Source organism: Oceanipulchritudo coccoides (genome assembly GCF_010500615.1).
In the GTDB taxonomy this organism is placed as follows: domain Bacteria; phylum Verrucomicrobiota; class Verrucomicrobiia; order Opitutales; family Oceanipulchritudinaceae; genus Oceanipulchritudo; species Oceanipulchritudo coccoides.
The window spans coordinates 1,147,484-1,161,211 of sequence record NZ_JAAGNX010000002.1 but is presented as its reverse complement, the minus strand read 5'-3'; the positions used below and the strand labels follow the sequence as shown (position 1 = coordinate 1,161,211).

1 protein-coding gene (running past both ends of the window) is annotated in these 13,728 nt (G+C 54.5%); it reads right to left on the bottom strand.

The whole window is internal to a matrixin family metalloprotease gene (locus tag G0Q06_RS10525) on the bottom strand: the coding sequence, 42,378 nt in all, runs 15,362 nt past the left edge and 13,288 nt past the right edge, and what appears here is coding positions 13,289-27,016, spanning codon 4,430 (partial) through codon 9,006 (partial); the first complete codon in reading order (the gene reads right to left) occupies positions 13,724 to 13,726. Both codon boundaries (start and stop) fall beyond the window edges.

Genomic DNA, 13,728 nt, shown 5'->3' with positions numbered 1-13,728 from the left:
AGAAGGTGCCCTCGTCATCGCCGAGGATACGGCCATGGACAAAGTAATTGTTCAGCAGGGTCATGTCCCCGCTCAAGGTTTCAACCAGGGTATCAATATCGCTGGAGGAAGTACTGGTGTCGGTGAATACATCGATGCCATAGCCACCCGTCACGGTATCGCTGCCGGTACCGGAGTTGATGTGGTCATTGTAAGGTGTGCCAATGATGACGTCTTCACCGGATCCGCCATTGAAAGTCATCTTCATGAGCTTCTTGGAGACGCCGGATGCGTTGATTGATCCCCCACCCGCTTCAGCGTGTATGACCAAGTCATCATTCTCGGTCCAGACACCACCCAGGATTGTCGCGGAGTAAGCGCCCTGGCGGACCAAGTCGATCTGATCGGTACTGGTCACCTCATCAACACTGGTGGAAATCGTGAAGTTGTCTTCGGAAGCGCTGCCGTAGAATTCGAGGTGGTCATCATCGCCATCGCCGGCGCTGTAGAGCTGGTTACCGTCGGAATCCTTGATGGTCGGGAGGCGTCCGAGATCAATTGTGTACTCAGTCACACCGGAACCATCGAGGTTGTTGATGATCAGGCTGTCTGCCCCGTCACCAAGATCGATATCAAGGGACTCAATGCTGTTGGCATCCATCGTCGAGCCTTCACCGGCCCATGCAAAGGAGATCTGGCCGGCAGCTGGAGAGGAAAGGACACCGATATCCGAGCCGGAACCACGGGTGATCAGGAATGTATCCCGGTTCAATCCGCCGTCTGTGACATCCAGTCCGTCACCCACATTCCAGAAAATGGAATCCGCACCGTTATTGCCGTAGATATTGTCGTTGCCGGTGCCGCCAAAAATCGAATCCGGTCCATCATTGCCGTGGATTGTGTCAATTCCGCCCTTGCCATAAATGGTATCCGGACCGAAGCCGCCATAGATGGTGTCGTTACCGGATCCACCGATAATAAAGTCTTCATCTGTTCCAGAGCCACTCATTGGCCCACCGATGATGGTGAACGGCACGGTGACTCGCCCGGCGACCTCGATATAGTCATCACCTGTTCCGCCATCGATGCGGTTGCCTGTGCCGCGGGCCGATTCGACGATGATGACATCATCCCCGCTTCCACCATTCAGGTCGACAGAGGAAAGAACACCATCCTTGACGATGATCATGTCACTGCCGGCTCCGGCATCATTCACAATGATTTCACTGACACCGCTGAACTGCTGGGTGCGGCCAAAGGATACGACTTCGACAACTTCATTACCGGCCGTGCCGCTGACATGCTTGATGATGAAGGTTTCGTCAGGATTGGATTCTTCAATGTTCCTGTATTGGGCTCGGTCGCCCATGTTGAGATAGAGCTTTCCGTCGGAATCAACCGCATCGCCATTGAGCAAGGTATCGTTGGAGCTACTACCAGCGAGGAACACCGGTGGAGGAATCTTGAAGAGGCCGATTGTAAAGGTCGCGGAGACATCCACGCTGAAGAGCCAGAAATCAAGCGTGATGCGTCCGGTAATGGTCAACAGTCCAGTCAAGGAGGAGTAATCAAAGGCCACGCTCACACTTGCCAGGCTCCAGCCGAAGAGAACGAGGCGGGCCGAAGCGCCACCGCCGATGGTGAAATCAATCCCGTCGTATCCGGCATGGATATTAAACGTGCCAATGATACCGAAGGATTCCGTGCCGATAACAATGCGTCCGCCAAGGTAGACACCAAAGTGGCCCTTGCTGTTGAACCAGCCGTCGGCACCGAGGGTGATGATTCCGAAGAAATCAATATTGGCGGCAAAGCTGACGGCCCATTGGCCCGGCCTGAGCATGGTATCGGAACCCGCCGGCAAGCGAGCCTTCGCGTTTGCGACATCATGACTGAATGTTCCGCCACCAACTTGGATTTTGAAGTCAGCGGTAAAGGTCAGCACCTCAAGGATCGAGACCTCGCCATGCAGGTCGAGGAGGAAGGTCTTCGCAGCATAGGTCTTGCTGATGTTGTCCCTGACGATTGTGACCTGTGAACTGGATGTGTTGATGATCAGTCGCCCGGAAGCCTCGATTCGGATAATTTCAAGGATGTTGGCATTGATCGTCACCGCTGCATCAAGGGTGATGCCATCCGGTGTAATCAGGACATCCAAGGAAATAGTCGTGTTAAGCAGGCTACCAATGGAAATGGTTGCTGTGCCACCCAGATAGAATTCATCGCCCCGGAAACTGATTGTCAGCGATGCGCTGGCCTCGAGGAAGCCGACAAAGGAAATGGTTCCTTCAATCCGGATGAGGACACCTTCTTCAATGGTGACCGTCTCGAGGACAAGCCCGCCGCCTTCAGCAAATCCAAAGACATTCAGGGTCTCTTCTGCGGAATTGTCGGTCGTGTTGATCTCAAAGAGAGCATCTCCCGTAATGGAAAGCCCCGTGCTTCCACCGATTCCGACATCCAGTTTGATCTGTACGCGTCCGACAATACCGGTCGGGTCAATGCGCAGGGATCCGGAAACGCCAGCTGTGCCCAACGGACCGATCGTGATGCTTGCCCCAATCAGTAGCTCAAATGAGTTATCCGTAATGAGGATTCCAAATTTGCCAGAGAGGTCGAAGACATCGGCAAAACGCAGCTGGGCGCTGAATCCGACAGCAATATAGAAGCCTGCAGGGGCCAGCGGTGTATCCGGTGCGTTCGGGTCGTCAAATAGATCCCTCAGACTTGGGGCCTCTGCACCAACTGTGTAATACAGTTTCTCTCCGTTGACCAACTGGTCGTTAATCTCAGCCTCTGAAATGATATCATTCCCGTCCGTATCAAACTGGTCTGCATCACCGGCCAGCGTTTCCAGCCTGTTAAGGACGGAATCCGGCAAATTGTCATAGAAGGTCTTCGGGATTTCAACGCTCTTCAGCGTCCCGGTTGTGTTCATGATCAGGCGGGCATAGATATCGGCACCCGAATTGGAGATGTCTCCGCTCAGGTCATCGCCAATCTCAAGACTGATTTCAAAATCCGCGGCAACGCCATCCGCATCAATAATCAGTACCCCGAGGGCTGTCATTTCAAAGTAATCGCCACTCGGCCCAACCGTCAGGCTGGCACTGGCGAAGATCTTCAGTCCCTGCGTGTCCACTTCCAGAAGGAAAGCGCCATCCAGGGCAAACAAGTCGCCATAGGAAATTTCGCCTTCAAGCTGGATGGAGATCAGGAAGTCCGTGAAATCGAGGCGCACAGGCTCGCCACCCGGGCCGGTATTCACACGGTAACCGGCATAGACCAGACCATCGGCATCGCCAGCATTATCAAGGGCGGCGAAGTCGCCGGAAAGAGTATCCTCTGTATCCGTGTCAATGAGCCCGTTGTTGTTGGTATCATACTCGGCAAGCAATTCGTCATAGGTGACGATACTGTCCCCGTTGCTGTCAGCATCACGGATATATTGCGGGAGGTTGTCGTCACCAAACTCAAGGATCTTGTCATTATCCGTGTCAAGGCCAGCCAGGTCATACTGGAAGCTCTTGATGAAATCGACTTGTGCAAATCCGGAACCAGTCGCCGCACCGGCGTTGACTTCAATATTCAGGGAACCGGTGATAGTGAGGTCATCCACGCCTACGAAGGAAATGCCGTCTTCAGGGATATTCACCTTACCGGCGATGTAGACCCCGAGGTCCTGGATATCGATGGAAGCCATCACCATGATGCCGAAATCGAGATCGGTGATCGCCAGGCCAATGGCCTCCTCGTTGAGCTCAGCGGTCTCTTCCGCCTCAACAAATGTGTTCAGTGTTGAACCCTGGTCACCGTAACGGACTCCATCGACGGAAACGGTCGTGGCTGCGTTACCGTTCTCGGTAATTGTCGCGATGGAGCCACTACCACTGTTATCCATACCCGTGATGGCCGTGATGGTTACACCCTTGGTGGAGTCGCCGGCGGCATACGCCACCCCATCGATCACATAATCGTAATCGAAGGTTCCGTCATCCGGGAGTGCCCATGAAACTTCGCCGTCGCCATCGAGGTCGGTCCAGTAAGGTCCGTCAAAACCGACAAAGGCGGAAATATCGGCGCCGCCGATGGTCATGACAGTGACATCCTTCGAGCTACCATCCGTGAGGGTGATGTTCTCAACAGGGCCCAATTCAAAAGCAATGCTTCCGCTCAAGGTAACAGCGCCCAGAACATCCAGATCCACCCTGCCCTGTGCACGGATCAGTGGTGAGTCCATGGTCAGGTATACAGGCGTGCCACCCGTGTTCACTTCAAAGCCGAGCGGATCAATCTTGCCATCAAAGTCGAGGTCAAAGCCCTCAACAAGAGCGATTGCTGCATCAACGACTGATTGAGTGGAGGAATTTCCACCGAAGAGGACGGCTGCCTCATCAATGTCAATGACCCCACGGCTGTCGCCAGCGTTGTTCGTGTTGAGCAGGCTTAGAAGAATCTCATGGGTAACGCGTGTGTTATCCGACTGGAGGACATTATCCAGTTTGGAAATTCCAGCACTGTTATCAGTGTTGAGTTTGGAAAGGTCACCAAGGGTGAGGATATCGTCATCAATCGCGTCAAAGAGGGCCAGTTGCTCACTTTCAAATGCATCGGTGTTGGCAAAATCGACAACCGGGAATAGCGGCACACCGTAGACACTCGGGCTTGACTGGTTGACCTCGACGAGAATCTTCTCGGCGGAAATTGTCACGTCGTCCACTCCGACAAAAGTGACTTGGTCAGCTTCGGCCTTCAGGGCGAAATACTTGGCGAAATCAGTCGGGAGGACTGGCGTCATCATGGCCAATCCAAAATCAAAATCATCGAGGACCAAGCCGACGGCATCCGGGTTTACTTCGGCGGATTCGTCAGCATCGACCAAGTCGTCTCCATCAATGTCACCGTATTTGACCTGCGTACCGTTGATATCGACAAGGACGGTATCCAGGAGAGTGGACAAGTCGGAGGTCAGGGCGATGTCCACCAGGTTGCCGGCATTGTCCGTGAGAGTCACATCATCGATGACAGTTCCAGCGGTGTAGGCAAAGCCATCGATAGTGACATTATTGACGAAAGTCGCGCCGTCCGGAAGGACCCAGCTGATTTGGTTATCGCCGTCCAGATCATCCGTCCAGTAAGGACCGTCAAATCCGAAGAAGGCATTGATGTCAGATCCGCCAATGGTCAGGAAGGAAACATCAGTCTGGCCACTCAGGGCCGGGAAAGCGTCGAGCAAGTCGGCTGGCAGGCCAATGCCGGTGAGGAAATCAGTCCGCTCTTGTGGTGTGCCCAAGCCGGCGATGACACCGCCCGTGAGGTCAACAGTTTCAATCTGTCCCTTTTCAAAGGCGATGTTGCCCGTGATGTGGACGTACTCGGAAATGATCAGAGTGGCTTTGCCAACTTCGGCAATGATCCGCTCCCCTGCCCCGAAATCGAGATAGACCGGATTAGGCGTGGTCCCGGTCTCTACCGGGAAGCCGATGTTGCTGGTCGTGTTGCTTGGGAAGGTGCTGTTCTCAAAATCGATGGTGGCGTTGGCCAGCAGTGGTCCGAGACCCTTGACCAGCGGTCCGCCGAGGTTGAACTGCACGTCGATATCACGGGCAACAATCTCGATTGTATCGGCATCTGGATCGCCATCGCTGAAGCCGGCTGCGTCAGCGGAAATCTTGGCGGCCGTGAAGGTCGGAAGCTGCTTGCTGATGACCGGCTTGAAGATGCCGAGGCCCATGTTGAAATTGTCGATGAAGAAACCAAGGGCGTCCTGATCCACAATCGGGGTTGAGAAATCGATTCCACCTTCGGGTGGCAAGCCGATGAAGGCCGTCGCGTTGCTGATACCGATCGCTGTGACGTCTACCTGTACGCCCTCGATGGTCGCAAGGTTGTCCCCGAGGCGGAGGCTCGCAAAGCCCCTCAGCTTGTCGAATACGGGATTCAGCCTGCTTGCTGCGTTGGTCGCCAACTGGATCAGCTTGGCCTCGACGCGGGCGATCTGTGGCAGGAGCGCATTTCGGATGGCAGCCTTTATCTCCGCTTCGGCCTTATCCAAGCCGTTGTTAACCGCATTGGAAACGGCATCACCGACGGAATTGACGATGCGGTCAATCGCACCTGTCAACGATTCCTCAAGGGCTGATTCAAGTTCCTTGGCGACAAGGGTCTTGATCGGGCTGAGAATAGTCTGCAGAAGACCGCTGATGTTCGAATCCAAGCCGCTTGGAATGATATTCGTTATGGTGGTCTCGAGTAGATTGTCTACGGAAATGGAATCCGTGATCGCGGTCAGACTGGTAGTCAGGCTTGCTGCAATGTTATCCTTGGCGGCGTCGATGCCGGAATTAATAGCGGTGTTCAACTCGTCAAAAACGCTGCTGATCAGGCTGCTGCTCGTATTGAGTACCGAATCCGTGATTGCGGTTGTTACTGAGTTGATGGCGCCCGTAAGGGTTGTGGCCACGCTGCCCTGAACATTATTGAGAGTCGACTCGATACTCGCCATGGCGGCGTTGATCGAAGCGATGTTACTCGCTCCGATATCGCCTAAGATCGGAGGTATTCCAGTGCTGACAGTGACTGTTTCACGGCTTCCCAGATCCAGGGAAATCGTTCCGTTCAAGTAGGCAAAATCCGCTACATTCAGAAGGACATTGTCAGCCGAGGCACGGATGCGGCGGCGTTCTTCATTCAGGTAAGTGGATTCCCCACCCGTCCTGACTTCATAGCCAACCGGATCAATCTTGCCGTCGAGATCAAGATCCTTCGTGACGGCAAGCGCGTCATTGGCGGAGGAAAGGAATTCCTTTGCTTCATCGACGGAAAGGTAACCGTCCAAATCAGTGTCGAGGATCCGGACCAGCTCGGCCAATTCGATCTCATCCGTATCCAGGGCGGCGGTGGCATACAATTCCGCAATACTCGAGCTGTAGGAAGTACCGCCACCATTGAGGGCGCGGAGCTCTCCAACCGTGATGACTTTATCGCTGACAGTGTCAAAGAGGGAGAGGAGCTCGCTTGGCTTGGTGGCCGCAAAATTAACGACCGGGGAGGACGCATTGGTGCCACCACCTGTTACCAAGTTCAACTCGACCTCGACCCGTGTGGCTTGGAGCTTGAAAATATCCGTACCAACAAAGCCGAAGAATTCGGAGGAAGCCTGAAGACCAATATACTTGGTGCTCGCACCGTCCTGCTTGAGGAGGGTAAAGGCCAGATCGGCATTCGTAATGTTGAAGCCGACAGCCTCCGCATTCAGCTCACCGGATTCAACAGGATTGACCTCGTCCGTTGTGCTCAGGTCGCCCGTAATGTAATCGCCATACTGGACGCCGTTGGTGGTGCCCACCGTGATGATCTGGTCGTTGGTCAACGTGACAATCGCATCTTCCGGGAGAATCGCGCTGGACGTACCGATGGTGACAGTTGTTACAGAACCGTTGATATCAAGGTCGATGGATCCCGATGTTGCCTCTCCGATTTGTGTGATCGTACGGCTTGCGTCATTCCCACCGCCGGCATCAAAAGCCCAGCTGATCTGACCATCCCCGTCCAAATCGGTCCAGTACGGGCCGTTGGCACCGAAGAACATGTTGACGTTGGTCGCCCCGACATTGATCGCCGAGACGTTCGTCAGCGGAGTGCTGTTACTCAGTGTGACCGATGGGAGTGTCCCCTTTTCAAAGGCGAGGCTACCGTTTATAAAGACGTAATCATCAATCTGCAGCTCGGCGTCACCAACGCTGGCGCGAAGCACCTTGCTGTTGAAGTTGATTGGCAACACGCCATTACCCGTGCTCAGAGGATAGTGACCGAGCGGCAATTCTGAGAAATCAACGACTACGTTGTCATTCGGATTGGAGGGGTTCCGGACAGTGTTGTACTCGATATCAATATTCGAGGCCGAGAGCTTGAAGACATCGATACCAACCAGGCCGGCAAAGTCGGCTGTTGCCTTGACTGCGATATACTTGACCGACTTGTGCGCAGCGGCTGTTGGCCGGAGCAGGATCAGCCCGAAATTCACGTTCTCCAGGGCAAGACCGATGGCATCAGCATTTCGGTTATCGTCTGCGTCGATATCGCCATCCGAATCCGTGTCTTCAAAATATGGACCGCTTCCGACGAATACATCGAGGTTCCCCGCACCGAGGGTGTATGTATCAACAACCCGCTTGCTGTTGGCAGTATCGCTCAATGTGACTGTCAGGCCCTGTTGGCGCTCGAAGGAGAACCCACCGGAGACATAAACATAGTCGTCGATGCTCAGGCTGAGGTTTTCGATGGAGACGCGCTCGAGCTTGGCGCCGTAATTAAAGGCTTCTGTTCCGCCGCTAGGTCCGGTTACGACCAGTAACTGGCCTGCTGTAGCGGCATAAGTGGTACCAAAATCAACCACCTTGGTTCCCGCGGCGGCGTTGCTCGCGTTCATCTCGATCTTGTAGCCACGACCCTTGAAAGCACTTGAGTCACCGGAGAAGAGACCCGGCAATTCAATCGATTCGGTGGAGGCACTTACCGCATAGTATCGTTCAGCGCTGCCAAGGGCAGTTGGCTTCAACATGACCACCGCGATATCAATATCCTTCAAAAGGAGGCCCGCTGCATCCGGATCAATCTCATCGTAAGAACCATCGCTGTCGGAATCCACGAAGTACGGACCCGCGCCGATGAAGGCATTCACATTCTCGAAGGCAATGGTCGTGCCGTCCATGTCCACGAGAGTGGTCTGGCCAGTCAGCTTGACGTCCGGTGCGGAGAACTTGGTAAAGGAGAAACCACCGTTGATCTGGACAAATCCAGCGATATCGAGAACCGCATTCGCGGATACCTGAAGGAGCTGCTCGTCATAGTCGATAGCGACATTAACGACTGCGCCAAGTTCATCCGTACGACCGGTATCGACCTGAAGGGCGCCGCCATAGGTGGCGTTAAAGTCGACCATGTCATTGGGGGCAAGGTCGTTGCTGGACGAATCCTTACCGGTATTCATCTCAACAGAAATTGTATTGGCCGTAAGGGTAAAGCCCTCGATCCCGACGATTCCCGCGGAAGTGGCAGTAGCCTTGACGGCATTCCACTCGCGGCCAAGGCCCCCGACTTCAGCCATCTTTACGACAACGAAATCCATACCGGTCAACTGGAAGCCAATGGCATCCGGGTTGATTGAACCGTCACCGTTCTGGTAAGGACCATCGACCCCGACAAAGGCGGAGGCGTTGGTCACACTCAAGTAGCTGACGTTGACATTGATGCCACTCGTTCCACCTACCAAAGTGATGGATTGTGGACCCAGGTCGGTATATTCAAATCGGCCGTTGACGAAGAAGAAGTCGCCGATTTCAAGGCTGCCTTCGACAGCGAACGATTCGAGTTTGCCATCATAATCCAGACGGACCGGTTCGGCGCCATTTGTATCAACGAGGACTGCGCCATCATTCAACCCATTGGCGCTTTCAAAACTCTTCTTAAAGTCGACAACTGTGCTGTTCGGATTGGTTCCGTCATCCGTACCGAATCCGGTATTGAGACGGACTGTGATCTCACCGGATACTACAGAGCCAGCAGCAACCCCGCCAAACGTCTTCAAGCCCATCCATGTCCTCGTATCAGTGGAACTGGTTGGCGTGTAGTAAGCTAATCCCAGAGTAACGCCGGAGATGCTGAATGTTTCCACGCCATTGCCTGCGGCCGGATCAATATCATAATTGAAGCCCACGCTGGCATTGGAAACACCAATCTCAAGAGCGCTCACTTCAACCGGTCCGGCAGGTGCATCACCCGGACTGGTAATGCTGCGCAAGTAGACTTCCTGTGTGGAAAGTTTCAGGCCGACAGATGCTGTGATGGTGATCGTGTTGCTGAGCAGGTTCAGCTGGACATCACCAGAGACGGAAAGTGTTGTATCGCCACTCAATTCCTCGAGCGGATGCGGGTCGAGAACAGGGACTGTGGCGGTTGGGAAGACGAGGTCCCAATCAATTGTTTTCGCGGCGACTGGCGTAGCTGAGTCATCAAATCCTGAAGCGGAGTTAAAGAGAACCTTCAGGTTAGTCAGATTTGGATCGGCAATTTCAGTTGGAAGACCGACTGCAGTAAGGTTGGAAGCGGTGGCTGCGATTCCAGTCCAGCTGCGTGTATCTTCAGCCGGTGTTTCAGGAGTCGGGTCTGTCACGGAAGCAATTCCGATGAAGAGGTTGGCATTACTGACGGAGAAGCCAATTGCATCGGCATCGGCATCAGTGATGGCAACAGTCTGTGCAGGATTGGAAATCCGCTTGGCGACGATCGAATAATTATTCGGATCCGTTGTGGTGTCGAATTCGCCCCCTACCCCGACAAACAAGTCAACGCTTGTCAGGCGGATCTCGAGCACGTCAAGATCGACCAGATCAGGAGCGGAAGGTGAGCCTACATCGACTCCGGTTGCTTCGGTCTTGGCAATGAGGAAGTTGCCAGCGACGAGAACGTAGCCGCCCAAGTCGATGGTGATATCACCGGCCACGGAAAGGGTGGTCGAGGCGGCAAGGTTTTCAAGAGGATCATCCGCAGGAGCGTAGACGTCTGCCCAGTCAATCTTGACAGCATCCACACCACCAGGGGGCGTGCTACCGTCGTTGCCGGAAGCCGAATTGTAGAACACTTCGAGGTTACCCACTTCGAGAGCAAAGTCATCAGGAAGTCCTTCAATGGTCATCTGATCCGCACTGGCGGCCACACCAATCCAGCGGCGAGTATCCGTCGGTGGGGTTTCAGGTGTGGAATCGGTCACGCTGACGATCGAGACAAAGAGACTGGCGTTGCTTACCGAGAAACCAGTGGCTTCGGATACATCAATATCAAAGGCCCCTTCGGTGCTCGTGTCAAAAGTGGCACCTGCACCGACAAACAAATTAACCGAGGACAAATCAATGGTCAGGATATCGACCGGGGTGTTCGCTCCTGTGGGATCAAGCGAGCCTCCGCTCTTTTCAATATTGAAACTGCCGGCGAGGAGGACATAGCCACCCAGATTCAGGGTAAGGTCACCTTCGACAAGGAAGTACGGGGATGTCGATAAAGTTGTCGTGGACAATGCAGCCAATGGGCTGTCGGCATCAACGAGGAGGCTCCAGTCGATGTTTTGGGCAGTCGGTGATGATGAATTCACCAGCACATTCAGGTTATCGACCTGCAGGGTGAAGTCTGATGGCAGGCCAACCACGCTCATGGACTCAGCGGACGCGGCAACCCCTGTCCAGCGGCGTGCGTCGGTCGGCGGCGTTTCAGGAGTGGCATCGGTCACGCTGGCAATGGCCAGGTGAAGGTTTGCGTTGGTGACCGAGAAACCAACGGCATCGGCATTGGTGTCAGAAATGTCAACGAGGTTACCGGGGGCAGTCTTGTCGTCGGCCTTGATATTATAGTCGCCATCCGTGGTTGTATCGAAGACGCCACCTGTACCGACGAAGAGGTTCACGTCGGTGAGGCTGATTGTCAGTAAATCAACTGACGGCACAGGCGCATTGGCGTTTCCAAGATCCTGGACATTTTCTTCTGTCTTCTTGAGAGAGAAACTTCCCGCAACGAGAACATATCCACCGAGGTTCAGGGTGAGGTCACCCTTTACGGAGAAGACCGTGGCAGCGGTCAGCGCGCTCAACGGATTGGATACGCTGAAGAGCTCGCTCCAGTCGATCTTCGCCGCATTGGCGGGATCAACGGCAGCTCCGTCATTTCCTGAAGCGGAGTTGACGAGGACGCTCAGGTTATCCACCCGGAGGGTAAAATCAGTTGGGAGGCCAACGACACTCATCGCATCTGCTGTCGCGGCAACCCCGATCCAGCGGCGTGTATCGGTTTGTGGGGTTTCCGGTGTCGTATCCGTCACGCTGGCAATGGCCAGGTAAAGATTGGCATTCGTCACCGAGAAGCCAGTGGCATTGGCGTCAGTGCTATCGATGTCGACCAAAGTTCCGGGTGTCGCTTTTGAGTCCGCCTTGATTGAATAATTATCCGGATCCGTGGTCGTGTCAAAGACGCCACCAACACCAACAAAGAAGTTCACGCCGGTCAGGCTGATTGTCAGGAGATCGACATTGGCGGTTCCGTTGGTCTCGCCCAAGTCGACACCAGTCGGCGTGGTCTTGGCGATGTCAAAGCCGCCAGCGACAAGAACATAGCCACCAAGGTTCAGGGTCAGGTCGCCCTTGACCGAGAAGACCGTGGCGGGAGTCATCTCAGCTACCTGCAAGGCAGTGGGTGCTTCCGTGAGCACATTCCAATCAATCTTTTCAGCACCGGCTGAGGAGCTCGGACCGCTGTCACCGGATACGGAATTGATCAGGACGCTCAGGTTGTCGATTTGCAGGGTAAAGTTGGTTGGCAGACCGACAATGCTCATTGAGTCAGCCGAAGCGGCGACACCTGTCCAGCGACGTGTGTCTTCAGGTGTGGTGCCCGGAGTCGGATTGGTCACGCTGGCAATCGCCAGGTAAAGGTCCGCATCGACCACCGAGAAGCCGGTTGCATTGGCGAACTCGTTGTCGATTGCAACAAGCGTGCCGGGAGTGTCTGTACTGTCCGCCTTGATGGAGAAATTATCTGGATCAGTGGTCGTATCAAATACGCCGCCCACGCCGACAAACAAGTTCACACTGGTCAGCTCGAATATCAGCAGGTCGATATCCGCACCGCCGTTGGTTCCGCCAAGATCGGCAACTGTCTCACTCTTCTTCTCAATGCCGAATCCGCCTGCGACGAGGACAAATCCACCAAGGTTCAAGGTGAGCTCACCGGTAACAACGAAGTCCGTGGTGTCAGTCAGCGGATCAAGGGCATCCGGTGCTTCCGTGATGAGGCTCCAGTTAATCGGGGCGGCATCAACGGCAACCGTTTCTCCGTCATCCCCGGACTGGGTATTGACGAGGACATTCAGGTTATCGACTTGAAGAACAAAGTTATCCGGCAGACCCACGACACTCATTGAGTCGGCACTGGCCGCGACACCGGTCCAGCGGCGTGTATCCGTAGGTGCGGTCTCGAGGGTCGCGTCAGGATTCCTCACGCTGGCGATGCCGATGAAGAGATTGGCATTGGTGACGGAGAAGCCAGTGGCCTCGGCATTTTCGTCAGCAATATCAACCAGCGTACCGGGGTTGGTTGAATCATCTGCCTTGATGGCGTATTCACCCTCGGTGCTGGTATCGAAGACGCCCCCTACACCGACGAAGAGGTTCACATTGGTGAGTGTGATCACCAGAAGATCAATATCCTGCGTTCCGTTGTCTCCGCCAAAGACAACCCCGTCCTCGGTCTTTTTCGCGATGCTGAAGCTACCGGCGACAAGGACAAAGTTTTTCAAATTCAAGGTGATGTCACCGGAGACGGAGAAATCTGTTCCGGCTTCCAGTTCGCTCAGCGGGTTGGAATCCTCAATGAGCGCGCTCCAGTCAATATTCTCGGCGTTTACGGTATTCGTCGGGCCGCTGTCTCCGGAGGAGGAGTTGACGAGAATGTTGAGGTTGTCGACCTGCAGGACAAAGTCATCGGGCATTCCGACAACGCTCATGGAATCAACGTTGGCTGCGACACCGGTCCAGCTGCGGGTATCGGTTGGCGGGGTCTCCGGGGTCGAGTCGGTCACACTGGCAATTGCCAGATAAAGGTTTGCGTTGGTGACTGAGAAGCCGGTTGCGCCAGCGTCGGAATCATCAATATCCACGAAGGTGCCAGCGGTGACCGTGCTCTCCGCGACGATCTTGTAATCAC